The organism is Pseudomonas taeanensis MS-3, assembly GCF_000498575.2.
Taxonomy (GTDB): domain Bacteria; phylum Pseudomonadota; class Gammaproteobacteria; order Pseudomonadales; family Pseudomonadaceae; genus Aquipseudomonas; species Aquipseudomonas taeanensis.
In genome coordinates this window covers 1,744,596-1,768,244 of sequence record NZ_AWSQ01000001.1, presented here as the reverse complement: position 1 = coordinate 1,768,244, position 23,649 = coordinate 1,744,596, and the positions used below count along the sequence as shown (strand labels likewise).

Sequence of the window (23,649 nt, the reverse complement as noted above, 5' to 3'; positions counted from 1 at the left end):
GCGTCTCAATCAAACCGGGGAATAATATTGGCCTTGTCGATCAAGTCGATCGGCAACAGGAACTCGTGGTCATCCACCTGCACTACCACGTCCTGCTCTTCCACTCCGCGAAGGAGGCCCTGAAAGTTGCGGCGCCCTTCGAAAGGCGAACGCAGCTTGATTTTCACTTGCTCACCGGCATGACTGGCGAATTGCTCCAGGGTGAACAGTGGTCTATCCATGCCTGGCGAAGACACCTCGAGGGTGTACTCGGCACTGATCGGATCTTCGACATCGAGAACGCCGCTGATCTGTCGACTGACTTTCTCGCAATCTTCAATGAGAACGCCATTGGCATGGTCGATATAAATTCGCAGCAGTGAGTGCCGCCCTTGCGACAAAAACTCGATGCCCCAGCACTGATAGCCAAGGGCCTCGACTACTGGGGCCACCAAGGCCTGCAACTGTTCTAGCTTGCTCGACACCTGAGCCCCTCGCGCATGCTGTGAAAATAAAAAAAGGGCGAAACGCCCATCCTGTTAACCGCCCTCTAAAGGCCGGCAATACTGTCTCCCAGCTAGCAAAAAGCCCCTTAACAGGGGCTCCGCTACTACTGGTTGCGGGGGCTGGATTTGAACCAACGACCTTCGGGTTATGAGCCCGACGAGCTACCAGACTGCTCCACCCCGCGTCAAAGCTGGGGCCGAAGTATACGGCCGAACCCATCAAAGGGTCAACCGACGCTCCAGCAACAAGAAAGCCCGCATACAGCGGGCTTTCTTGAAAATTGGTACCGAGGAGGGGACTCGAACCCCTACAGCCTATGGCCACTACCACCTCAAGGTAGCGTGTCTACCAATTCCACCACCTCGGCAAAAACGTTTACTGCTGCTCTGGAGCCTGAGGCACATCCGCCGCATTTACTGCTGGCTTTTGCTCTTCGAGCACCGGCACATCTTCAGCTGCCGGTTTTTCCTGCTGCACTTCCAGCATTGCTGGATCAGGCAAACCCACCTGAGTTAGCGCATCAGCTTTTTCTTTAGCAAAGTAGCCTAAGCCCAAGCTAGTTAAGAAAAAAGCGGTGGCGAGTATACCAGTAACGCGACTCAAAAAGGTAGAGGAACCTTGACTACCGAAAACGGTACCAGAAGCACCCGAACCAAATGAAGCACCCGCATCGGCACCCTTACCCTGCTGCAACAGAACCAGAACGACCACACCGATCGCTCCCAGCAGATGAAAAACAACTATGACTGTTTCCAGCATCTTTTCAGTTTCCTGCGGCGCGACAAATCGCACCGAACTCATCCGCATTCAGAGAGGCTCCACCCACAAGCCCCCCATCGATATCCGGCATACCGAACAACTCGGCTGCATTGGCGGCCTTGACACTGCCGCCATAAAGAATTCTTACACCACTCGCCACTTCAGCACTTTTATCTGCCAATTGCGCACGAATGGCTGCATGCACTTCCTGCGCCTGCTCGGGCGATGCGGTCAAGCCAGTACCAATTGCCCACACCGGCTCATAAGCCACTACAGCACGAGCAAACACCTCGACACCCAAGGCATCAACTACGCCAGCCAACTGACGCCCAACCACCTCAAGCGTCTTACCTGCCTCACGCTGCTCCAGGGTTTCCCCCACACACAGCACCGGAGTCAAGCTGCAGGCTTGAGCGGCCGCAAACTTGCGAACCACCCAATCATCGCTCTCACCCAGCAGCAAGCGCCGCTCAGAATGGCCAACCAACACCATCGAGCAACCTACGTCCTGCAACTGACAGGCCGCAATCTCACCAGTCAAAGCCCCTTGCTGCGGCTCGATAGCACAATCTTGCGCACCAACCCCTACAGCGACCCTGCCCAGCTCTTCGACGACCTTAGCGAGATATACATACGGCGGAAAAACAGCAACCTCAACATCAGCCGGTAATGCCAGCTCACGAAGACCCATGATCAGCTCTGCTACGCCTGCGCGGGAACCGTGCATTTTCCAGTTACCAGCAACCAAAGGGCGGCGCATGCTTTACCTCGTCGGTCAAAGAGGGCGCAGATGTTACCCAACGGCACCTGGACTGGCAAGCCGTATCAGGTGCAAACCTTCGCAACAACCTCAGCCAATTCATCGGCATAGCTGCGCACCTGGGTTTCATCATCCCCTTCAACCATCACTCGCACCAATGGCTCGGTACCAGATTTACGCAACAACACCCGTCCTCGCCCGGCCATGCGCTCAGTCACTTTTGCGCTGGCATCCTGCACTGCCGGGTGATCCAGCGGATCTATACCACCAGCAAAACGCACATTGACCAACACCTGCGGACACTTGCGCAACCCCTGGCGAGCCTCAGCCAAGCGCTGCTCGCGCCGCTTGAGCGCCAACAGCACCTGCAAGGCAGCAATGATCGCATCACCTGTGGTGGTGTGCTGGAAGCACACCAGGTGCCCGGAGTTCTCCCCGCCCAGCTGCCAATCTCGCGACAACAGCTCGGCAATAACGTAACGATCACCGACCTTGGCCCGCACAAAGGGTATACCTAAGTCGGCAAGCGCCAACTCGAGACCGAGATTACTCATCAGCGTACCGACTACGCCACCTTGTAACTTCCCACGCTCCTGCAAATCGCGGGCAATGATGAACAGCAGCTCGTCACCATCAACCAAAGTGCCAGTATGATCGACCATCAACACACGATCGGCGTCACCATCAAACGCGATGCCTAGATCAGCATGCTGAGCCACGACTTCAGCTTGCAGCGCCTCAACGTGAGTCGATCCGCATGCGGCATTGATGTTCAACCCATCAGGTTGCGCCGACAACACAGTGACCTGAGCGCCGAGCTCGCGGAAAACACTTGGCGCCACTTTGTATGCGGCACCGTGAGCGCAGTCGACAACGATCTTCAGACCCGCAAAATCAGTATTAGTCGGCACACTGCTTTTACAGAATTCGATATAGCGACCAGCTGCGTCATTGATCCGCGAGACCTTACCCAACTGCCCAGACTCGACCACCGTCATCGGCGCATCGAGCAACTCCTCGATCATCAACTCGACTTCATCCGGGAGCTTGGTGCCCTGCCCCGAAAAAAACTTGATGCCATTGTCGTGGTGCGGATTGTGTGAGGCGCTGATCACGATGCCGGCCTCGGCATGGAAGGTGCGCGTCAAGTAGGCGATAGCCGGTGTTGGCATCGGACCCAGCAACATGACGTCCGCCCCTGCAGCAGACAAACCCGCCTCCAGCGCCGACTCGAACATATAACCAGAGATCCGCGTGTCCTTGCCAATCAGGATGCGGCACTTGCCCTGCTTACGAAAGGCCATGCCCGCAGCCCAACCGAGCTTGAGCATAAAGTCCGGAGTAATGGGAAATTCGCCGACGCGCCCACGGATACCGTCAGTACCAAAATATTTTCTACCCATCAGCCACGCATCCTTCTCATTTATTCAGCCGCTTCGACTGCAGCGATCATGCGTACCACATCGACCGTCTCGGCCACGTCATGCACCCGCAGGATATGCGCGCCCTTGGTCACCGCCAGAGCGGCCAAGGCCAGGCTGCCAAACAAGCGCTCACCCACCTCATGCCCCAGCACCCCGCCGATCATGCTTTTGCGCGACACACCGACCAACAACGGCCGCCCCAAGTCGAGTAGCGACTCGAGGCGCTTGAATAGACTGAGATTGTGCTCCAGGGCTTTAGCGAAACCAAAGCCCGGATCGAGGATTATTCGCTCGGCGGCAATTCCAGCGGCGGCGCACACGGCAATTCGCTGCGCCAGAAAATCACGCACTTCGCTCAGCACATCCGCATATTCAGGACTTTGCTGCATGGTTCCCGGCTCGCCCCGCATGTGCATCAGGCATACCGGCAAGCCACTATCGGCGGCGGCCTCAAGAGCGCCATCGCGCCGCAATGAGCGCACATCGTTAATCAGCCCCGCACCCAAGCGAGCACTCTCGCGAATCACTGCCGGCGTCGAGGTGTCCACAGAAATGATCACATCCAGCTCGGCCGCAATGGCTTCGACCACTGGCGCTACACGCTCGAGCTCTTCTGCCGGCGAGACCCGCAGAGCCCCCGGCCGCGTCGACTCTCCACCCACATCGATCAGCGTCGCGCCAGCCAGCACCATGGACTCGGCATGGCGCAAGGCGGCATCGCGCTGACCATAGCGCCCGCCATCGGAAAACGAGTCGGGGGTGACATTCAAAATGCCCATCACTTGCGGACGGGACAAATCAAGAAACCGGCTGCCGCAAGGCAGCCGGTTCAAGTCAAGCGATACAGACATGGCAGGCCTTAATGTTCGGCAGCAGGACCACCTACCGGCTTTTCGGGCAGGTCAGGCTCAGTAGGTTTAACCGCAGGCACATCTGCATCACCCGCACCACCGTCCCAGTCACGCGGCTCGCGCGGCGGGCGACCATTCATGATGTCGTCGATCATGTCGGCATCGATGGTTTCATACTTCATCAAGGCTTCGGCCATGGCATCGAGCTTGTCGCGATTTTCCGCCAGCAAGCGCTTGGCCGTGGCGTAGCACTCATCAATGATGCTGCGCACTTCGAGGTCGATCATCTTGGCCGTGTCAGCCGACACATTGTTGTGCTGGCTGCCCATGCTGCGACCTAGGAAGACTTCACCCTCTTCCTCGACATACATCAGCGGGCCGAGCTTCTCCGACAGCCCCCACTTGGTCACCATGTTCCGCGCCAACTGAGTAGCGCGCATGATGTCGTTAGAAGCTCCGGTGGTTACACCGTCGAAGCCCAGCGTCATTTCCTCGGCAATACGACCACCAAACAGTGAGCAAATCTGACTGATCAGCGCGCGCTTGCTCAGGCTGTACCGATCTTCCTCCGGGAGGAACATGGTCACCCCCAAGGCACGACCACGGGGAATGATCGAGACCTTGTAGACCGGATCATGCTCAGGAACCAGACGCCCGACGATTGCGTGACCCGCCTCATGGAAGGCCGTATTGAGCTTCTCTTTCTCCGACATGACCATGGTCTTGCGCTCGGCGCCCATCATGATCTTGTCTTTGGCCAGTTCGAATTCTTTCATCTCGACTAGGCGCTTGCCGGCACGGGCAGCGAACAACGAGGCCTCGTTGACCAGGTTGGCCAAATCGGCACCGGAGAAGCCAGGCGTACCACGAGCAATAACCGCGGGAGCGACATCTTCACCCATCGGCACCTTGCGCATGTGCACCTTGAGAATCTGCTCGCGACCGCGAATGTCTGGCAGGCTCACGACCACCTGGCGATCGAAACGACCAGGGCGCAACAGAGCAGGGTCGAGCACATCTGGGCGGTTAGTGGCGGCGATGACGATGATGCCATCGTTCATTTCAAAGCCGTCCATCTCTACCAGCAACTGATTGAGAGTCTGTTCGCGCTCATCGTGACCGCCACCCATGCCTGCACCACGATGACGACCGACTGCGTCGATTTCATCGATAAAGATGATGCACGGCGCATGCTTTTTCGCCTGCTCGAACATGTCTCGTACGCGCGAGGCGCCGACACCGACGAACATTTCCACGAAATCGGAGCCGGATATGGTGAAGAACGGTACCTTGGCCTCGCCGGCGACAGCCTTGGCCAGCAACGTCTTACCGGTACCCGGTGAGCCGACCATCAGTACGCCGCGCGGGATGCGCCCACCAAGGCGCTGGAACTTGCCCGGGTCGCGCAGAAACTCGACCAACTCGCTGACTTCTTCCTTGGCCTCATCGCAACCTGCAACGTCGGCAAAGGTGGTCTTGACCTGATCTTCAGACAGCAGACGCGCCTTGCTCTTGCCGAAACTCATCGGCCCGCCCTTGCCACCGGCGCCCCCCTGCATCTGGCGCATAAAGAACATGAACACTGCAATGATCACCAGAATTGGAAAACTGGCCACCAGCAACTGAGTCCAGATGCTTTGTTGCTCCGGCTGCTTGCCGACAATCTCGACGTTGTTGTCGATCAGGTCCTTGATCAGGCCGTTATCCTGGATAGCCGGACGAACGGTCTCGAACGGAGAGCCGTCTGCGCGCACGCCGCTGATGATGAAGCCATCAACCGTAACCCGCTTAACCCCGCCATCCTGAACCTGCTGGATAAACTCGGAATAATTGAGCTTGTTCGACTCGCTCGGCGTGGAGAAATTGTTCATCACAGTCACTAGGACTGCGGCGATGATCAGCCACAGGATCAGATTCTTTGCCATGTCGTTCAATTAACTACCCTCTGAAGCAGGCCCCGTGCCGAAGCGCGCTTCGCATGACGACCAGTTATGTACCGATCTAACTTACTACACAACGTCCGCACCTGGCAGACACCGTCTGTAACCCTTTATGAGTCGCAGCCCCAGCCGACTCTTCTACTTCACGTTGGACTGGCGAGCCAGCCCTTGGTTGCATCGAATCTATAAGCCGCGAAAACCACGCCCGAGCAGATACTGCTCACGCGAACGATCACGCGATGACAGTGGCTTGCGCATCTGCACTTTGTCGAACATCCCGCGGACCTGCTTGTGGTACAGATCAAAACCTTCGCCCTGGAAAATCTTGATCAAAAAGTCACCACCCGGGCATAACACGCGCCCGGCCAGATCCAACGCCAACTCGCACAAATACATGGCGCGCGCCTGATCGGTAGCCCTTACTCCACTCATATTGGGGGCCATATCGGAAATCACAAGGTCTACCGGCTTTTTGCCAATCGATTCAAGTATCTGGGTAAACACCGCATCCTCGGTAAAGTCACCTTGAATGAAGGTAACGTCAGGGATGCTGTCCATCTCCAGAATATCCGAGGCGATCAAAGTACCCTTGTCACCAATCACCCGACTGGTCACTTGCGACCAGCCGCCCGGCGCGGCGCCCAGATCGACCACGATCATGCCCGGGCGAAGGATGCGATCGCGCTCCTGAATTTCCAGCAGCTTGTAGCTCGCTCGCGATCGATAACCGTCCTTTTGCGCCATTTTGACGTAGGGGTCATCGAAGTGTTCTTTCAGCCACCGCAGGCTTGTTTTGGAACGGGCCAAGTGGCACCTCAAATTAGCAATGTGTGAATATCTGGGCGGCCCCGAAGACGCTCGGGTAAACTGATCGCCGTTTTTACCAGACCAGACGCAGGGTTCAGATTATGCCGCTCACTCAGGAGCAGAAGAAACAATTCAAATCTATCGGCCACCACCTAAAGCCAGTATTGATCGTGGCAGACAATGGTTTGACCGAAGGCGTACTGGCCGAGCTGGAGCGCGCGCTGAATGATCACGAGCTGATCAAGGTGCAGCTGCGCATTGTTGAGCGCGCCGACCGTCTCGCCACCATCGACGAGCTGTGCAAAGCCGGCAAAGGGGAGCTGGTACAGGTAATCGGCAAAATGGCCTTGATCTACCGCAAGAACCCCAAGCCGAACAAAAACCTGTCCAATATCAGCCGCGCTCACGGCTGATATTCACAGCAGGCTGGAAGCTTACACGCCTCCAGCCTAGCTACACCGCTTAACTGCGCCGTGCAGGTACGGGCTGCAATACCAACAGCAAGCCGCAGAACGCCAACACCAGGTAGCTGAACAGCAACCAGGGCCGCGCATCCGGCCACCACTGGCGCACCGCGAAATATCCAGCTGCCATGAGCAGCACACAGAGCAACAGCTGGCCACGCATATCGCGCCACAGACTGGCTATACGCTCAGCCCGCACCAACACCACCACCTGCAAAGCAGCGCACACAGCCGCCAAGCCAATCAGCAGGGGCGTGAGCGCGTCAGCGACCTCCTCAACCAGCAAGGGTGCCAGACCCAGCTTGGCCAAAGCCGGCAGCATCACGAAATGCAGCAACCAGAGGCCACCAACCCAGAACGTCTGAGCCAGCAGCCAGCTGATGCCCCCAGCACCCAGTGCCGCGGGATTAGATATGACGGACCTCGACAATCTCGTACTCGACCGTACCGCTCGGGGTCTTTACCGTCACCACATCACCCTCTTGCTTACCGATGAGGGCGCGAGCAATAGGCGAGCCAACTGAAATCTTACCGAGTTTAATCTCCGCCTCGTCCTCACCGACGATCTGGTAGGTCACGCTTTCGTCAGTATCGACGTTGGCGATCTCAACTGTCGTGCCAAAGATCACCTTGCCCGTGTGCGCAATGCTGGTCACATCAATGACCACCGCATTCTGCAGACGACCTTCGATATCGCGCACGCGCGCCTCGACCATACCTTGCTGTTCGCGCGCAGCGTGGTATTCGGCGTTTTCCTTGAGATCACCCAGCTCGCGCGCAGTACCGATGTCCTGGCTCAGCTTGGGTCGCACCACCTTGGTCAGATGGGCCAGTTCTTCTTCCAGGGCGCGAGCGCCCTGGACCGTCATGGGGTATTTAGTCATGCCTTGATTCCTGCATGGAGATCCTGCAAGCGGCGCACGGTCTTCTCGGGACCGAATTTGAGCGCCTCACAGATCGCCTGACCCGCCGCAATGGTGGTGGTGCAGTAGATCTTGTGCTGCAGGGCGTTACGACGAATGGAGTAGGAGTCGGCAATCGATTGACGCCCCTCGGTGGTGTTGATGATCAGAGTGACCTCGTCGTTCTTGATCATGTCGACCACATGCGGACGCCCCTCGGTCACCTTGTTGACCCGACGCACGGGCAAGCCGGCGGCCTCGATGAGCTTGGCGGTACCGGCGGTGGCCACCACCTCGAAACCCAGCTCTATCAGGTCACGGGCGACTTCGGCCACCAAGGGCTTGTCATCATCGCGTACGCTGATAAACGCGCAACCGGAGTTCGGCAACACTTCACTGGCACCCATCTGAGCCTTGGCAAAGGCTTCACCAAAGGTATCGCCAACCCCCATCACCTCGCCGGTGGACTTCATTTCTGGGCCGAGGATCGGGTCGACGCCAGGGAACTTGGCGAAGGGGAACACCGCTTCCTTGACGCTGTAGAAGTTGGGGATTATTTCCTGGGTGAACTCGAGTTCCGCCAGGGTCTTGCCCGCCATCACGCGCGCACCGAGCATTGCCAGGGAAATACCGATGCACTTGGAGACGAACGGCACGGTACGCGAAGCGCGCGGATTGACTTCGATAACGAAGATATCCTCGCCCTGCACCGCCATCTGCACGTTCATCAGACCAACCACGCCGAGCTCCAGGGCCATTTTCTTGACCTGGTCGCGGATCTCGTCCTGGATGTGCGCTGGCAGCGAGTAAGGCGGCAGCGAGCACGCCGAGTCGCCGGAGTGCACACCGGCCTGTTCGATGTGCTGCATGATCGCGCCAATTACCACGGTCTCGCCGTCGCAGATGGCATCGATATCGACTTCGATAGCGCAGTTGAGGAAGTGGTCGAGCAGCACCGGGCTGTCATTCGACACCTTCACCGCTTCGCGCATATAGCGTCGCAGCTCTTCTTCCTGGTAGACGATTTCCATGGCCCGACCGCCCAATACATAGGACGGACGCACCACCAGCGGATAACCGATGACCTTGGAAGCGGCCAGCGCCTCTTCCTCGCTACGCGCGGTGCAGTTCGGCGGCTGGCGCAGGTGCAGGCGCTGGACCATTTGCTGGAAGCGCTCGCGATCTTCGGCGCGGTCGATGGCATCCGGGCTGGTGCCGATAATCGGCACGCCGGCTTCTTCCAGGGCGCGACAGATCTTCAACGGGGTCTGCCCGCCGTATTGCACGATCACACCTTTCGGCTGCTCGACACGGACGATTTCCAGCACGTCTTCCAGAGTTACCGGCTCGAAATACAGGCGGTCGGAGGTGTCGTAGTCGGTGGAGACGGTTTCCGGGTTGCAGTTGACCATGATGGTCTCGTAACCGTCTTCGCGCAGCGCCAGGGCCGCGTGCACGCAGCAATAGTCGAACTCGATACCCTGACCGATGCGGTTAGGCCCGCCACCCAAGATCATGATCTTGTCGCGGGTCGACGGGTTGGCCTCGCACTCTTCCTCGTAGGTCGAATACATATAGGCGGTGTCGCTGGCGAATTCGGCGGCGCAGGTGTCGACGCGCTTGTATACCGGCAGCACTTTGAGTTTGTGGCGGTGGCTGCGCAGGCTCTTCTCGGAAACGCCGAGCAGCTTGGCCAGACGGATATCGGAGAAGCCCTTGCGCTTGAGCTTGTACATCGCATCACGGTCAATGCTGGCCAGGCCCAGGGTCTTGATCCGCTCTTCATCCTTGATCAGGTCTTCGATCTGCACCAGGAACCATTCGTCGATACGGGTCAGCTCGAACACTTCGGCGACCGTCTTACCGGCACGGAAGGCGTCACCAATGTACCAAATGCGATCGGCGCCCGGCACGATCAGCTCGCGCTTGAGGGTGCTTTCCGCCTCGGGATCGCTCAGATCGAGCATGGGGTCGAAACCGGACACGCCGACTTCCAGACCGCGCAGGGCTTTCTGCATGGATTCCTGGAAGGTCCGTCCGATGGCCATGACCTCACCGACCGACTTCATCTGGGTGGTCAGACGGGCATCGGCCTTGGGGAACTTTTCGAAGGCAAAACGCGGAATCTTGGTGACGACATAGTCGATGGCCGGCTCGAACGAGGCTGGGGTACGCCCGCCGGTGATGTCGTTGGACAGCTCGTCGAGGGTGTAACCGACCGCCAACTTGGCGGCGATCTTGGCGATCGGAAAGCCGGTAGCCTTGGAGGCCAGCGCCGAGGAACGCGACACCCGCGGGTTCATCTCGATCACTACCATGCGCCCAGTGTTCGGGCAGATGCCGAACTGCACGTTGGAACCGCCGGTTTCCACGCCGATCTCGCGCAATACCGCCAGCGAGGCGTTACGCAGGATTTGATATTCCTTGTCGGTCAGGGTCTGCGCCGGCGCCACGGTGATCGAGTCACCGGTGTGCACGCCCATCGGGTCGAAGTTTTCGATGGCGCAGACGATGATGCAGTTGTCCTTCTTGTCGCGGACCACCTCCATCTCGTATTCCTTCCAGCCGATCAGCGATTCGTCGATCAGCAATTCGCTGGTCGGCGACAGATCGATACCGCGGGCGCAGATCTCTTCGAACTCTTCGCGGTTGTAGGCGATGCCACCACCGGTGCCGCCCATGGTGAAGGACGGCCGAATGATGCAGGGGAAACCGACCTTTTCCAGAACCCCGTAGGCTTCTTCCATGTTGTGCGCGATGCCGGATACCGGGCAGGCCAGACCTATGTCCTTCATCGCCTTGTCGAAACGCGAGCGATCTTCGGCCTTGTCGATGGTGTCGGCGTTGGCGCCAATCATCTCGACGCCGAATTTTTCCAGCACGCCGTGCTTTTCCAGGTCCAGCGCGCAGTTCAACGCGGTCTGCCCGCCCATGGTCGGCAGCAGGGCGTCAGGACGCTCCTTCTCGATGATCTTGGCCACGGTGGACCACTTGATCGGCTCGATGTAAGTGGCGTCGGCCATGGCCGGGTCGGTCATGATGGTGGCTGGGTTGGAGTTCACCAGAATGACGCGAAAGCCTTCTTCTTTAAGGGCCTTACACGCCTGGGCACCGGAGTAGTCGAACTCGCAGGCCTGGCCGATAACGATCGGGCCAGCGCCGAGGATCAGGATGCTTTTTATGTCTGTACGTTTTGGCATTTTCTTACTCTCGAATCCTTGGGTCAGTCGGCGGGCTTATCGGCGCTTGGCCATGGTTTCGATAAAACGGTCGAACAGCGGTGCGACGTCAGCCGGGCCCGGGCTGGCTTCAGGGTGACCCTGGAAGCTGAAGGCGGCCTTGTCGGTACGCTCAATGCCCTGCAAGGAACCGTCGAACAGCGACTTGTGAATGGCGCGAACGTTGTTTGGCAGGCTGGCCTCGTCCACGGCAAAACCGTGGTTCTGGCTGGTGATCATCACCACGCCGCTGTCCAGATCCTGCACCGGGTGGTTGGCACCGTGATGGCCATGGCCCATTTTCAGGGTCTTGGCGCCGGACGCCAGGGCCAGCAGCTGGTGACCCAGACAGATACCAAATACCGGAACATCGGTTTGCAGTACGTCCTGGATCGCCTGAATCGCGTAGTCGCACGGCTCGGGGTCGCCCGGGCCGTTGGACAGGAACACGCCGTCGGGATTCAGGGCCAGCACCTCGGCCGCCGGGGTTTGTGCCGGCACCACGGTCAGCCGGCAACCGCGCTCAACCAGCATGCGCAGGATATTCCACTTGACCCCGTAGTCGTAGGCCACCACGTGGTACTTCAGCTCTGCGGCCGGAATCTCAGGATGGCTGTCGCTCGGGAGGTTCCACACGCTGGAGCGCCATTCGTAACGCTCGGTGCAGCTGACCACCTTGGCCAAATCCATGCCTTTGAGGCCTGGGAAGCTGCGCGCCAGCTCCAGGGCTTTCTCTTCGGTGGCATCGTCGCCAGCGAGGATGCAGCCGTTCTGCGACCCCTTCTCGCGCAGGATGCGGGTCAGGCGCCGAGTGTCGATGCCGGCGATGGCCACAGTACCGTTGGCCTTCAGGTATTCATCCAGTGGCTGCTTGTTGCGCCAGTTACTGGAGATCAGTGGCAGATCACGAATAATCAGACCAGCAGCCCAGACTCGATTGGACTCGGCATCTTCCGGCGTGGTGCCGGTATTGCCGATATGCGGATAGGTCAGGGTAACGATTTGTTGGGCATAGGAAGGATCGGTAAGGATTTCCTGATAGCCGGTCATGGCGGTGTTAAAAACCACCTCTCCAATAGTTTGGCCATCGGCACCGATGGCCTCGCCGCGAAAAATGCTGCCATCAGCAAGAGCCAAGATGGCAGGTTTAAGGGCTGGCTTACTCAAGAAAACCTCCGGAGATCAAATCGTGAAGCAAACGCAGATTGTAAAAAAGCGGGATGACGTATCGACCGTCACCCCGCTTTTTTATCTGATTCATTCTGCGTAACTTTTAGTGGACACACTAAAGCGGGAAGCTTACAGAAAAGCGGCTTTTTGGTCTACCCGCAAATGCGACCAATACGCAGATGCTCGACAGCAAACAGCAGCCTAGTTAAGCCCCAGTACGTCCTGCATGTCGTACAGCCCTGCCGCCCGACCATCCAGCCAACGCGCAGCACGCACCGCGCCCTTGGCAAATGTCATGCGACTGGAGGCCTTGTGAGTAATCTCCACCCGTTCACCGTCAGCGGCAAACAGCACAGTGTGATCACCGACTACATCCCCGCCACGCACAGTGGCGAAACCGATAGTCTCGCGCTCGCGAGCACCGGTCTGGCCCTCACGACCATAGACCGCAACCTTCTCCAAGTCGCGCCCTAGTGCGCCAGCCACCACCTCCCCCATGCGCAGTGCCGTGCCGGACGGTGCGTCGACCTTGTGCCGATGGTGCGCCTCGATGATTTCGATATCGACGTCATCACCCAGCACCCGCGCCGCAGTATCCAGCAACTTCAGACAAAGGTTGACGCCAACACTGAAGTTGGCCGCGAAGACGATCGGGATATGCTTACCCGCATCGATCAGCATCTGTTTCTCGGCCACACTGAAGCCGGTAGTGCCGATGACCATGGCCTTGCCAGCCTGACGGCAGATTTCCAGATTCTTCAGGGTCACCGAGGGGTGCGTGAAGTCAACCAGCACATCGAACTGCTCCAGTGCAGTGCGCAAGTCGCCCGACAGGCTGACACCGATCTTACCCAGGGCCGCCAACTCACCCGCATCGGCACCTACCAGACTGCTGTCGGGACGATCAATTGCCGCCCCCAAACCAGCACCCTCAGCTTGCTGCACGGCCTCGATCAGGGTCTTGCCCATGCGCCCAGCGGCGCCCATCACTGCAATACGCTGCATATCTCTACCGCTCCAATCTCGAAGCCCACCGCCACAGGGCAAACAGCAGACCCTGCGACTGCGGCCTACTTACAAGTCGCCAAAGAAGCGCTTCACACCCTCAAACCAACCATTGGCTTTCGGCGAGTGCGAGCTGTCGACAGCCAATGAGTGACGAAACTCTTCGAGCAGCTCACGCTGACGCCGATCCAGATGCACTGGCGTCTCTACTGCCACCCGACACATCAGATCGCCGGCACCACCACCACGCACTGGAGCCACACCCTTGCCACGCAAACGGAACAGCTTGCCGGTCTGGGTGCCCTCAGGGATTTTCAGCTTGACCCGACCATCCAGCGTCGGCACCTCCAGCTCACCACCCAGCGCCGCATCGGCAAAGCTTATCGGCACCTCGCAGTACAGGTGCTTGCCATCACGCTGAAAGATCGCATGCTCACGCACGCTGACCACCACATACAGGTCGCCAGCAGGACCACCCATAGCGCCCGCCTCACCCTCACCCGAAAGACGGATACGGTCACCGGTATCGACGCCAGCCGGCACCTTCACCGACAGGGTCTTGTGCTCCTCAACCCGACCATGACCATGACAGGAACCACACGGCTCAGTGATCATCTTGCCGTTGCCGTGGCAACGCGGACAGGTCTGCTGCACCGAGAAGAATCCCTGCTGCATGCGCACCTGACCGATACCTCCACAGGTGGTACAGGTCACTGGACTGGTGCCCTTCTTGGCCCCGGAACCCTCACAGGTCTTACAGTTGACCAGGGTTGGCACGCGAATGGTCACCGTGGTGCCGCGCACTGCCTCTTCCAGGTCCAGTTCCAGGGTGTAACGCAGATCGCTGCCGCGCTGCGCACCGCCGCGACCACCGCGACCACCCGCTGCACCACCAAAGAAGTCGCTGAACACATCGCCGAAAATATCGGAGAAATTCGCCCCACCACCCGGATGTCCGCCACCCATGCTCTGGTCGACGCCGGCATGACCGTACTGATCATAGGCCGCACGCTTACCCGCATCGGACAGCACTTCATAGGCCTCATTGGCCTCTTTGAACTTGTCTTCCGACGCTTTATCGTCGGGATTACGGTCCGGGTGATGCTTCATCGCCAAGCGCCGGTAAGCCTTTTTCAGCTCCGCTTCGCTGACGCCGCGCTCAACCCCCAGCACCTCGTAATAATCACGTTTGGACATTAGTTTTCTACACCCTTAAATCATCTACTCCAGACACGCCAACGCGGGAGCAAGCTCCCGCGTGGCGGATCATCCGGCGCAGCTCACGCCACAATCGGATGGAGCGGCAAGCAGCAGTCGCACCCGGCGACCCGCTGCATTTCCCACATCCTTGTGGGTCACAAGCTTGCGCTTACTTGTTTTCCTTGACCTCTTCAAACTCGGCATCGACCACGTCATCGGCTGAGCCGCTGCCGTCGCCAGCACCTTGAGCGGCAGCTTCTGGCTGCGGCTGCTCGGCGTACATCTTCTGCGCCAGCGGCGTGGTCGCCTCGGACAGGGCTGCCATCTTCGCCTCGATAGCCTCCTTATCGTCGCCCTTCACTGCAACTTCGAGTTCGCCGAGAATTTTCTCAATAGCCGCTTTCTCGTCCGCAGTAGCCTTGTCACCCGCCTCGGTGAGCATCTTGCGAGTCGCATGCACCAGTTGGTCGCCCTGATTGCGCGCGGTCGCCAGCTCTTCGAACTTGCGATCCTCCTCGGCATTGGCCTCGGCATCGCGAACCATCTGCTCGATCTCTTCCTCGGACAGACCGGAGTTGGCCTTGATCACGATGGACTGAGTCTTGCCGGTCGCCTTGTCTTTCGCACCAACATGCAGGATGCCGTTGGCGTCGATGTCGAAGGTCACTTCGATCTGCGGCACCCCACGTGGCGCCGGCGGGATCTCGGCCAGGTCGAACTTGCCCAGCGACTTATTCTGCGACGCCTGCTTGCGCTCACCCTGCAGTACATGGATGGTCACGGCCGACTGATTGTCGTCGGCGGTGGAGAACACCTGAGACTTCTTGGTCGGGATGGTGGTGTTCTTCTCGATCAGCGCAGTCATCACACCACCCATGGTTTCGATACCCAGGGTCAGCGGCGATACGTCGAGCAGCAACACGTCCTTGACGTCACCGGCCAGTACCGCGCCCTGAATGGCGGCGCCCATGGCCACGGCCTCATCCGGGTTGACGTCCTTGCGCGCTTCCTTGCCGAAGAACTCGGTTACCAGCTTCTGCACCAGCGGCATGCGGGTCTGACCACCGACCAGGATCACGTCGTGGATCGAACCGACATCGACGCCTGCGTCTTTCAAGGCGATACGGCACGGCTCGATAGTGCGCTGCACCAGATCTTCAACCAGCGACTCCAACTTGGCGCGCGAAATCTTCACGTTCAAGTGCTTCGGCCCGGTGGCGTCAGCAGTGATGTAGGGCAGGTTGACATCGGTCTGCTGACTGGAAGACAGCTCGATCTTGGCTTTTTCAGCAGCCTCTTTCAGGCGCTGCATGGCCAGCGGGTCACCCTTGAGGTTCATGCCGCTTTCTTTCTTGAACTCGTCGACCAGGTAATCGATCAGGCGGATATCGAAGTCCTCACCACCGAGGAAGGTGTCGCCGTTGGTCGCCAACACTTCGAACTGGTGCTCACCATCGACTTCGGCGATTTCGATCACCGAGATATCGAAAGTACCGCCTCCCAGGTCATAGACGATCACGGTGTGGTCGCCCTTGGCCTTGTCCATGCCGTAAGCCAAGGCCGCTGCAGTCGGCTCGTTGATGATCCGCTTAACGTCCAGACCGGCGATACGACCGGCATCCTTGGTGGCCTGACGCTGGCTGTCGTTGAAGTAGGCCGGAACGGTGATGACCGCCTCGGTTACCGGCTCGCCGAGATAGTCTTCGGCGGTTTTCTTCATTTTCTTCAGAATTTCAGCGGAAATCTGCGGAGGCGCCATCTTCTGGCCGTTAACCTCAACCCAGGCATCGCTGTTGTCCGCTTTGACGATCTTGTACGGAACCATCTGGATGTCTTTCTGCACGACGTCTTCGTCGAAGCGGCGACCGATCAAACGCTTCACCGCATACAGGGTGTTGTGCGGATTGGTCACAGCCTGACGCTTGGCCGACTGCCCCACCAGAATCTCACCGTCGTTGGCATAGGCAATGATCGACGGCGTAGTGCGCGCGCCTTCAGCGTTCTCAATAACCTTGACGTTGCCGTTTTCCAGAATGGAGACGCACGAGTTGGTGGTCCCCAGGTCAATACCGATAATCTTGCCCATGTTCACTCTCCTGAAACTTTAATATTCCCGGCGCTGCGCTGTGTCAGTCGCGGTAGCTCTAAAACGCTTGACTCATAAATGGGGTCGGCGCGGCGGATTTCAAGCCTGCTCATCGATCGATGGCGACGCTGCGGCCGGCGCCTTGCTCACCACGACCATGGCCGGACGCAACAGGCGACCATTGAGCAAGTAGCCCTTCTGGAACACCTTGAGCACGCTGTTCGGCTCAACCTCGGCGCTTTCCTGCATGGCCATGGCCTGATGGTGCTCAGGATCGAATGGCGCGCCATGCGGATCAACGGCCTCGACCTGATAGCGCTTGAGAGTGTCCTGGAACAACTTGAGGGTCAGTTCCATGCCCTCACGCACCGCCTGGATCGACGTATCGTCCGGGCTCGACAGCTCGAGGCCGCGCTCCAGACTGTCGACCACCGGCAGCAAGTCGCTGGCGAATTTTTCCAGGGCGAACTTGTGCGCCTTCTCCACGTCGTGCTCGGCGCGACGGCGCACGTTCTGCAAATCAGCCGCCATACGCAGCGTGTGATCCTGCGCAGCAGCCAACTCCTCCTCCAGCACCTGGATGCGCGCGTCCATCTCATCGCCGCCGGCCGCTTCGGCCTCTGCAACAACGTCTGGAAGCTGGGTATCTTGGTTCTGTTCGTCAGCCATGCGTTTCTCCTCTAAAAATTCGACGCGAGCCTCAACTCACGTGCCTGCCGCCTATATGGGGTCAAATTCTCTCGCTTCAAGGGCACACAGAGGATTGTCAGCCCACAAATAAACACTGTATAAATAACCAGACTTTAGGCTTGGGAGGCCTCGCCATGCTGGTACACCTGTCCGTACACAACTACGCCATCGTTGAACACCTGGACCTCGAACTGGATCGCGGCATGAGCGTGATCAGCGGCGAAACCGGCGCGGGCAAATCGATCATGCTCGATGCCCTTGGCCTGACTCTGGGCGACCGAGCGGACAGCGGCGTGGTGCGCCCCGGCGCCGACAAAGCGGACATTTTAGCCAGCTTCGACCTGAGCGATATTCCCGAAGCACGCGCCTGGCTGGCCGAGCGCGACCTGGAGCAGGACGGCCCGTGCATCCTCCGCCGTGTGATCACCGCCGAAGGCCGCTCACGCGGCTACATCAACGGCTCACCCTGCCCTCAGGGCGACCTCAAAGCCCTCGGCGAACTGCTGATCGACATTCACAGCCAGCACGAACACCAGTCCCTGCTGAAAGCCGAAACCCACCGCCGCTTGCTCGACGAGTACGCCGGCAGCCAGGAGCTGTCGCGCCAGGTACAACTCGCCGCACAACGATGGAAGCAGACCAAGAGCGAACTTGAGCGCCTATCCAGCCAAGGCGACGAGCAGCGCGCCCGTCACCAGTTGCTCAGCTATCAACTCGAAGAGCTCGACAACCTGGCGCTCGGTGAAAACGAACTGGAACAGCTGGAACAGGAACACAAGAACCTGACCAACGCCGAAAGCCTGCTCAGCGCCTGCCGCCTGGTCATCGAGCAATGCAGCGAAAACGATGCCGGCAACGTGCTCTCCGCCCTGACCGGCAGCCTCAACCGCCTGGGTGCCTTTCAGGGCCAACCCGGCGCCTTGAGCGAGGCGACCAATCTGCTGGCCAGCGCCCAGATCCAGGTCGAAGAAGCCGTCGGCGAACTCAACCGCTTTCTCGACCACTTCGACGCTGACCCCGAACGCCTTCAGCAAATGGAAGAACGCCTGGACGCGATCTACACCCTGGCCCGCAAGCACCGCACCCAGCCGAACGAATTGACGGCCATGCAACAGCAACTGTTCGAGGAGCTGGAAAGCCTCAATGCCGACGACCAGGCGGTCGATCGCCTGAGCGACGAGTTGACGTCCTTTGCCCGCCACTACCAGAAAAAAGCCAGCGAACTGAGCACCCTGCGCAACGCGGCCGCAAACACGCTCGCCACCGCGGTGGAGCAGGAAATGCAAAGCCTGGGCATGCCCGGCGGACGTTTCAGTATCAAGCTAAGTCCGAACAACAGCAGCGAGCCGCACCCCAACGGCCTGGAGCAACTGGAGTTTCTGGTCAGTGCCAACCCCGGCCAGCCGCTGAAAACCCTGGCCAAGGTCGCCTCTGGCGGCGAGTTGTCGCGCATCAGCCTGGCGATACAGGTAATCACCGCACAGACTTCACGCGTGCCGACGCTGGTGTTCGACGAGGTCGATGTCGGCATTGGCGGCCCGACCGCCGAAGTGGTCGGCCAACTGCTGCGCCGCCTCGGCGATCGCGGCCAGGTATTGACCGTGACCCACTTGCCGCAGGTCGCCGCTCAGGGTCATCAGCACCTATTCGTGCACAAGCTGCGCGGCAGTGACGCCACCCGCACCGCTGTGAGCAAGCTGGACAGCGGGCAGCGTGTCGAAGAGATCGCCCGCATGCTTGGTGGCGTCGACCTGACCGAGGAATCCCTGGCGCATGCCAGGCAGATGGTCGGCAGCGCTCAAGCCTGACAGGCCACTGCCTCAGCACAGAACGCCACGCCCACTAAAAAGGCGACCCTAGGGTCGCCTTTTTCTGCTTCAGCTGCGCGCTTATTTTTTCTTGCGCACGTAGAGCACCAGATTGTGATCCACCAACTCGAAGCCGTGCTCACCAACGATCTCGCGCTGACGCTTTTCGATTTCGGGATCGAAGAACTCGATAACGTCGCCCGAATCGACACAGACCATGTGGTCGTGGTGGCCACTGTCGGCCAATTCGAACACCGCATGACCGCCATCGAAGTTGTGCCGCACAACCAGGCCTGCGGCCTCGAACTGCGTCAATACCCGATATACCGTGGCCAAACCGACGTCTTCGCCCGCCTCCATCAGTGACTTGTAAACTTCCTCTGCACTCATGTGACGCTGCTCCGCGGAGTCGAGCATCTGCAGAATTTTGACCCGTGGCAGGGTCACTTTCAGGCCAGCCTTGCGTAGTTCGCTATTTTCAACCATGGTCTGCTTTCTCGTGGAAGCGGTTTCGCAGCTTCCCTTATTACGGGTATGATCCGGGTTTACGTTGCCCAGCCAAGATAGTGGAAGTCACCCTCCGATGCAAAAAACCAAGCTCCTGCTGACCAGCCTCTCCTTCGTGGGGCTCATCGCACTCGCCGGTTGTTCATTCCCCGGGGTTTATAAAATCGACATCCAACAGGGCAATGTCGTGACGCAAGACATGATAGACCAGTTGCGGCCTGGAATGACCCGGCGCCAAGTGCGGTTTATCATGGGCAACCCGCTGCTGACCGACACTTTCCACGCCAATCGCTGGGACTACCTGTACAGCATGCAGCCGGGCGGTCGCCAGCGCCTGCAAGAGCGTGTCAGCTTGACCTTCGACGACAACGACCAACTGGCCGGCCTGGCAGGTGATTTCTTGCCTGGCGTGAGCCGCGACCAGGCGATCCTTGGCGAAGATGTGGACAATCTGAGCGCACCGCAGACCAGCCAACCGCCACAGGTGGAAGACAAGCCCGCTCCAGGCTCCCTGCTGGAGCAAATTCAGCGCGACGTGGACAGCGTCGAAGCGGTACCGGTACCGACCCCGGAACCGCTGGACACCTCACCGCAGTAACACTGCTTGAACTTTCAAGCAGTGCAAAAAAGCCCGGACTCGTCCGGGCTTTTTTGCGCATCTCCTGCGCCGCTTAGGTCCCTTCTGCGTCTGCCTTGGCTTGCGCCGCCCGAGCCGCACGCTGCTTACGCACCTCTTTAGGGTCGGCAATCAGAGGGCGATATATCTCCACTCGCTCACCGTCTTCGAGCACCCGCTCCTGCGGCTTGGCCACGGCCTTACCGAATATCCCCAAGGGACAGGTAGACAGGTCCAGGTCGGGGAAGTGCGCCGCCATGCCAGACTGCTCGGCCGCCTGACGCACGGTGGTGCCATAGGGCAGAATCAGGCGCAGGAGTTTCTGCTTGTCCGCCAGGGCATAGACCACCTCAACCACAATATTCTTGCTATCCATACAACTCTTTCGCCCTTTGACAGAAGGCATCCACCAAGGTGTTCGCTGCCTGATTGAACAGAGGACCGAGCGTCGCCCGCACCAGAGGCCCCGCGTAGTCAAAGGTCAGATCCAGACTGATCTTGCAGGCCTTGTCGCCCAACGCCTTGAATTCCCAGCGGCCATGCAGTTGCTTGAACGGCCCCTGCTCCAGATTCAACTCGATCGACTGCCCCGGCACCAAGGTATTACAGGTTACGAAGCGCTGCTGCAGGCCACCCTTGGCCACGGCCAGGCTCGCGCGCATCTGCGTTTCGCTGACCTCCAACACCTCGCTGGCCGAACACCAGGGCAGAAATGCCGGATAACCCGCCACATCATTGACCAGATCGTAGAGTGCCTGCGCCGGATAGGGCAGCAAAGCGGAGCGATGAATATGCGTACTCATAAGTCGGCGGCTTTATCCAACAGGTTATCTGCAATCATTTAGTCAGCTCTGCAACGAACACGATCAACACGCCAATCGGCGCAACCACACGCACCAGCCAATACACCAGACCGAACAGTAGCGGATGCCCTATCGCCAACTCGTCGCGCACCACTTCCCGCTTGAGCACCCAGCCGGCAAACACGGCGAAAGCGAGGCCACCTAAAGGCAAGAGTATGCGACTGGTCAGGTAATCGATGCTGTCGAAGAAGTTCCGCCCACCTTCTGCGCCCCACTGGTACAGATGGAAACCATCGTCGCCAAACACGAAGAACTTGGCTTCGGCGCCAACATTGAAAGACAACACCGTACCCATGCCGATCAGCCAGCAGATAAAGGCGAGCACTGCAGTAACCCGAACACGGCTTTGACCGCTACGCTCGACGAAATAAGCCACCGCCGGCTCAAGCATGGAGATCGACGAACTCCAGGCTGCCACTGCGACCAAGACGAAGAACACCAGCCCCATCAACTGACCGAAGGCGATGTTGCCGAAGGCGATCGGCAGGGTGACGAACATCAGGCCCGGGCCACCGCCAGGCTCCAGGCCAGCGGCAAACACGATGGGGAACAGCGCCAAGCCCGCGGTCAACGCCACCAGCGTATCGAGCAGGCCGACCGCCAGCACGGTCGCACCGATAGAGGCCTTCTTCGGCATATAGGCGCCATACACCATGATCGAGCCAACCCCCACACTCAGCGTGAAGAAGGCATGCCCCATGGCGGCGAGAATACCGCCCTGCACCTTGCTCGGGTCGAAGTGGAAGAGAAAATCGAAGCCCTGCATGAAGTGCCCGGTGGTCAGGCTATAGCCGAGCAGCACCAGCAACAGCACGAACAGCAACGGCATCATGATGCGCAGGCTGCGCTCCAGCCCCGCGACCACGCCGCGGGCGATGACCAGGCCAGTGCCCAGCATGAACAGGCTATGCCACAGGGTTAAGCGCCAGGGATCAGCGGTCAACTTGCCAAAAGCCGCGCCCGCGCCGTCGCCACTGATACCGGCGAAGTCGCCGCGCCCCATACCGAGGATATAGTCCAGCGACCAGCCGGCCACCACGCTATAGAAGGACAGAATCAGCAGCGCAGCAACCATGCCCATAAGCGCCGCCAGGGACCAGCGCCGCGATGAGTCGGCCTCGATGGCCAGGCTTTTCATGGCATTCACCGGACTCTGCCGGCCGCGACGACCAATCAGGGTCTCCGCCAGCATGATCGGCACCCCGACCAAGGCAATGCACAGCAGGTACATGACCACGAATGCGCCGCCTCCATACACCCCGGTCATATAGGGGAACTTCCAGATATTGCCCAAGCCAACAGCCGAGCCTGTCGCCGCGAGGACAAATACCCAGCGGCTGGCCCAGACGCCATGAATCGAGACCTTATCGTTCGCCATGTGTGGCTAGCCCGCTCTGCTTGCAAAAGAGCGCGCATTGTCGGGGATAAGCCTGGGCGGCTCAAGCATCGACGGGAAGCACACCACTCGAATCGCAACCAGGCAATTGACTAATTTGCCCTTCACCGCACATAGCGTCCGCGTCTGTGACTCCCTATAATGCGCGCCCTATGGCTAAACAAAAGAAACACCCAGAAGGCACTATCGCGCAGAACAAAAAGGCGCTGCACGACTACTTCGTCGAACACAAGTTCGAGGCGGGCCTGGTCCTGGCCGGCTGGGAAGTGAAGAGCATGCGCGCCAGCAAGGTGCAGTTGGTCGACAGCTATGTATTGCTGAAAGACGACGAAGCCTGGCTGATGGGCTGCCACATCACCCCACTGAAGACCGCCAGCACCCACGTTATCGCCGACCCGATCCGCACGCGCAAGCTGTTGCTGAACAAGCGCGAGCTGGAAAAGCTGTTCGGCGCCGTCCAGCAGAAAGGCTACACCTGCGTGGCCCTGTCGATTTACTGGAAGCAGCATCTGGTCAAGTGCGAGATCGCCCTGGCCAAGGGCAAGAAGGACTTCGACAAACGTCACACCGAGAAAGAACGCGACGCCGACCGTGAAGTCCAGCGCGCCATGCGCACCAAGGGCAAGGACGACTAACGCCGCTCGCCGGACTTAAGCCACCCGGCGCCATGCCGGTTGCCGCGTACGCGCGGCAACCT

General features: G+C 59.2%; 23 protein-coding genes and 2 tRNA genes. 4 read left to right on the top strand and 21 right to left on the bottom strand.

What is annotated here, in order from left to right:
- Nucleotides 1–5: 5 nt before the first annotated feature.
- The 9 genes from rimP to rlmE form a co-directional block, all read right to left on the bottom strand.
- Complete coding sequence (rimP, locus tag TMS3_RS07750; protein ID WP_025164693.1) at nt 6–464, bottom strand: ribosome maturation factor RimP; 459 nt, start codon at nt 462–464, stop codon at nt 6–8.
- Nucleotides 465–593: 129 nt separating this feature from the next.
- A tRNA-Met gene (locus TMS3_RS07745) sits at nt 594–670 on the bottom strand.
- A 97-nt stretch (nt 671–767) separates the two neighbouring features.
- Nucleotides 768–853, bottom strand: a tRNA-Leu gene (locus TMS3_RS07740).
- An 8-nt stretch (nt 854–861) separates the two neighbouring features.
- Nucleotides 862–1,245 carry a preprotein translocase subunit SecG gene (secG, locus tag TMS3_RS07735; RefSeq protein WP_025164692.1) on the bottom strand — a complete coding sequence of 128 codons (384 nt, stop codon included), beginning with the start codon at nt 1,243–1,245 and terminating at the stop codon, nt 862–864.
- Nucleotides 1,246–1,249: 4 nt separating this feature from the next.
- A complete protein-coding gene (gene tpiA, locus TMS3_RS07730; protein WP_025164691.1) occupies nt 1,250–2,005 on the bottom strand; it encodes a triose-phosphate isomerase in 756 nt (251 codons plus the stop codon).
- A 65-nt stretch (nt 2,006–2,070) separates the two neighbouring features.
- Entirely contained in the window at nt 2,071–3,408 is a 1,338-nt protein-coding gene (glmM, locus tag TMS3_RS07725; protein ID WP_029866198.1) for a phosphoglucosamine mutase, read from the bottom strand.
- A 20-nt stretch (nt 3,409–3,428) separates the two neighbouring features.
- Nucleotides 3,429–4,280 (bottom strand): dihydropteroate synthase, encoded by an 852-nt coding sequence (gene folP, locus TMS3_RS07720; RefSeq protein WP_025164689.1) that lies wholly within the window; start codon nt 4,278–4,280, stop codon nt 3,429–3,431.
- An 8-nt stretch (nt 4,281–4,288) separates the two neighbouring features.
- Entirely contained in the window at nt 4,289–6,205 is a 1,917-nt protein-coding gene (gene ftsH / locus TMS3_RS07715) for an ATP-dependent zinc metalloprotease FtsH (RefSeq protein WP_025164688.1), read from the bottom strand.
- A gap of 198 nt (nt 6,206–6,403) precedes the next feature.
- Nucleotides 6,404–7,027, bottom strand: coding sequence for a 23S rRNA (uridine(2552)-2'-O)-methyltransferase RlmE (gene rlmE, locus TMS3_RS07710; protein WP_025164687.1), 624 nt, complete (start codon nt 7,025–7,027; stop codon nt 6,404–6,406).
- A gap of 101 nt (nt 7,028–7,128) precedes the next feature.
- Between rlmE and yhbY the strand changes: the two genes are divergently transcribed.
- Nucleotides 7,129–7,440, top strand: a complete 312-nt coding sequence (gene yhbY, locus TMS3_RS07705; protein ID WP_025164686.1) for a ribosome assembly RNA-binding protein YhbY — start codon at nt 7,129–7,131, stop codon at nt 7,438–7,440.
- Nucleotides 7,441–7,489: 49 nt separating this feature from the next.
- On the opposite strand, the gene TMS3_RS07700 is transcribed toward yhbY, so the two are convergent.
- The 8 genes from TMS3_RS07700 to grpE all read right to left on the bottom strand — a co-directional run bounded on the left by TMS3_RS07700 (nt 7,490) and on the right by grpE (nt 17,741).
- Entirely contained in the window at nt 7,490–7,888 is a 399-nt protein-coding gene (locus tag TMS3_RS07700) for a hypothetical protein (protein WP_029866197.1), read from the bottom strand.
- Nucleotides 7,889–7,898: 10 nt separating this feature from the next.
- Nucleotides 7,899–8,375: a transcription elongation factor GreA gene (gene greA, locus TMS3_RS07695; protein WP_025164684.1), complete on the bottom strand. Its 477-nt coding sequence runs from the start codon at nt 8,373–8,375 to the stop codon at nt 7,899–7,901.
- Entirely contained in the window at nt 8,372–11,593 is a 3,222-nt protein-coding gene (carB, locus tag TMS3_RS07690) for a carbamoyl-phosphate synthase large subunit (protein ID WP_025164683.1), read from the bottom strand. The genes greA and carB overlap by 4 nt, the downstream gene beginning before the upstream one ends.
- A gap of 36 nt (nt 11,594–11,629) precedes the next feature.
- Complete coding sequence (carA, locus tag TMS3_RS07685) at nt 11,630–12,778, bottom strand: glutamine-hydrolyzing carbamoyl-phosphate synthase small subunit (RefSeq protein ID WP_025164682.1); 1,149 nt, start codon at nt 12,776–12,778, stop codon at nt 11,630–11,632.
- 204 nt (nt 12,779–12,982) lie between these two features.
- The gene (dapB, locus tag TMS3_RS07680) at nt 12,983–13,786 is read right to left on the bottom strand and encodes a 4-hydroxy-tetrahydrodipicolinate reductase (RefSeq protein ID WP_025164681.1); all 804 of its coding nucleotides are present in this window, start codon (nt 13,784–13,786) and stop codon (nt 12,983–12,985) included.
- Nucleotides 13,787–13,855: 69 nt separating this feature from the next.
- Nucleotides 13,856–14,983: a molecular chaperone DnaJ gene (gene dnaJ / locus TMS3_RS07675; RefSeq protein ID WP_025164680.1), complete on the bottom strand. Its 1,128-nt coding sequence runs from the start codon at nt 14,981–14,983 to the stop codon at nt 13,856–13,858.
- A gap of 172 nt (nt 14,984–15,155) precedes the next feature.
- Nucleotides 15,156–17,072 (bottom strand): molecular chaperone DnaK, encoded by a 1,917-nt coding sequence (gene dnaK / locus TMS3_RS07670; RefSeq protein ID WP_025164679.1) that lies wholly within the window; start codon nt 17,070–17,072, stop codon nt 15,156–15,158.
- A 99-nt stretch (nt 17,073–17,171) separates the two neighbouring features.
- Nucleotides 17,172–17,741 (bottom strand): nucleotide exchange factor GrpE, encoded by a 570-nt coding sequence (gene grpE, locus TMS3_RS07665; protein WP_025164678.1) that lies wholly within the window; start codon nt 17,739–17,741, stop codon nt 17,172–17,174.
- A 155-nt stretch (nt 17,742–17,896) separates the two neighbouring features.
- On the opposite strand from grpE, the gene recN reads away from it, so the two are divergent.
- On the top strand, nt 17,897–19,570 hold the full coding sequence (gene recN, locus TMS3_RS07660; RefSeq protein WP_025164677.1) for a DNA repair protein RecN: 1,674 nt from the start codon (nt 17,897–17,899) through the stop codon (nt 19,568–19,570).
- A gap of 81 nt (nt 19,571–19,651) precedes the next feature.
- Here the strand turns inward: recN and fur are convergent, their stop codons facing one another.
- A complete protein-coding gene (gene fur / locus TMS3_RS07655; protein ID WP_025164676.1) occupies nt 19,652–20,056 on the bottom strand; it encodes a ferric iron uptake transcriptional regulator in 405 nt (134 codons plus the stop codon).
- 97 nt (nt 20,057–20,153) lie between these two features.
- Between fur and TMS3_RS07650 the strand changes: the two genes are divergently transcribed.
- Entirely contained in the window at nt 20,154–20,675 is a 522-nt protein-coding gene (locus tag TMS3_RS07650; protein WP_025164675.1) for an outer membrane protein assembly factor BamE, read from the top strand.
- Between the two features lie 73 nt (nt 20,676–20,748).
- Here the strand turns inward: TMS3_RS07650 and TMS3_RS07645 are convergent, their stop codons facing one another.
- Genes TMS3_RS07645 through TMS3_RS07635 form a run of 3 tightly spaced genes read right to left on the bottom strand, consistent with a single transcriptional unit; the run spans nt 20,749 to nt 22,934 of the window.
- Nucleotides 20,749–21,069: an RnfH family protein gene (locus tag TMS3_RS07645; protein ID WP_025164674.1), complete on the bottom strand. Its 321-nt coding sequence runs from the start codon at nt 21,067–21,069 to the stop codon at nt 20,749–20,751.
- Nucleotides 21,062–21,496, bottom strand: a complete 435-nt coding sequence (locus TMS3_RS07640; RefSeq protein ID WP_025164673.1) for a type II toxin-antitoxin system RatA family toxin — start codon at nt 21,494–21,496, stop codon at nt 21,062–21,064. Before TMS3_RS07640 ends, TMS3_RS07645 begins: the two co-directional genes overlap by 8 nt.
- A 34-nt stretch (nt 21,497–21,530) precedes the next feature.
- On the bottom strand, nt 21,531–22,934 hold the full coding sequence (locus tag TMS3_RS07635) for a sodium-dependent transporter (protein ID WP_025164672.1): 1,404 nt from the start codon (nt 22,932–22,934) through the stop codon (nt 21,531–21,533).
- 170 nt (nt 22,935–23,104) lie between these two features.
- Between TMS3_RS07635 and smpB the strand changes: the two genes are divergently transcribed.
- Entirely contained in the window at nt 23,105–23,587 is a 483-nt protein-coding gene (gene smpB, locus TMS3_RS07630; protein WP_025164671.1) for an SsrA-binding protein SmpB, read from the top strand.
- Nucleotides 23,588–23,649: the final 62 nt, after the last annotated feature.

Coding starts and splice junctions, on each gene's coding strand:
- secG (WP_025164692.1), bottom strand. CDS start 1,245: ATGCTGGAAACAGTCATAGTTGTTTTTCATCTGCTGGGAGCGATCGGT.
- tpiA (WP_025164691.1), bottom strand. CDS start 2,005: ATGCGCCGCCCTTTGGTTGCTGGTAACTGGAAAATGCACGGTTCCCGC.
- glmM (WP_029866198.1), bottom strand. CDS start 3,408: ATGGGTAGAAAATATTTTGGTACTGACGGTATCCGTGGGCGCGTCGGC.
- folP (WP_025164689.1), bottom strand. CDS start 4,280: ATGTCTGTATCGCTTGACTTGAACCGGCTGCCTTGCGGCAGCCGGTTT.
- ftsH (WP_025164688.1), bottom strand. CDS start 6,205: ATGGCAAAGAATCTGATCCTGTGGCTGATCATCGCCGCAGTCCTAGTG.
- yhbY (WP_025164686.1), top strand. CDS start 7,129: ATGCCGCTCACTCAGGAGCAGAAGAAACAATTCAAATCTATCGGCCAC.
- greA (WP_025164684.1), bottom strand. CDS start 8,375: ATGACTAAATACCCCATGACGGTCCAGGGCGCTCGCGCCCTGGAAGAA.
- carB (WP_025164683.1), bottom strand. CDS start 11,593: ATGCCAAAACGTACAGACATAAAAAGCATCCTGATCCTCGGCGCTGGC.
- dapB (WP_025164681.1), bottom strand. CDS start 13,786: ATGCAGCGTATTGCAGTGATGGGCGCCGCTGGGCGCATGGGCAAGACC.
- dnaJ (WP_025164680.1), bottom strand. CDS start 14,983: ATGTCCAAACGTGATTATTACGAGGTGCTGGGGGTTGAGCGCGGCGTC.
- dnaK (WP_025164679.1), bottom strand. CDS start 17,072: ATGGGCAAGATTATCGGTATTGACCTGGGGACCACCAACTCGTGCGTC.
- grpE (WP_025164678.1), bottom strand. CDS start 17,741: ATGGCTGACGAACAGAACCAAGATACCCAGCTTCCAGACGTTGTTGCA.
- recN (WP_025164677.1), top strand. CDS start 17,897: ATGCTGGTACACCTGTCCGTACACAACTACGCCATCGTTGAACACCTG.
- fur (WP_025164676.1), bottom strand. CDS start 20,056: ATGGTTGAAAATAGCGAACTACGCAAGGCTGGCCTGAAAGTGACCCTG.
- TMS3_RS07650 (WP_025164675.1), top strand. CDS start 20,154: ATGCAAAAAACCAAGCTCCTGCTGACCAGCCTCTCCTTCGTGGGGCTC.
- TMS3_RS07645 (WP_025164674.1), bottom strand. CDS start 21,069: ATGGATAGCAAGAATATTGTGGTTGAGGTGGTCTATGCCCTGGCGGAC.
- TMS3_RS07640 (WP_025164673.1), bottom strand. CDS start 21,496: ATGAGTACGCATATTCATCGCTCCGCTTTGCTGCCCTATCCGGCGCAG.
- TMS3_RS07635 (WP_025164672.1), bottom strand. CDS start 22,934: ATGGCGAACGATAAGGTCTCGATTCATGGCGTCTGGGCCAGCCGCTGG.
- smpB (WP_025164671.1), top strand. CDS start 23,105: ATGGCTAAACAAAAGAAACACCCAGAAGGCACTATCGCGCAGAACAAA.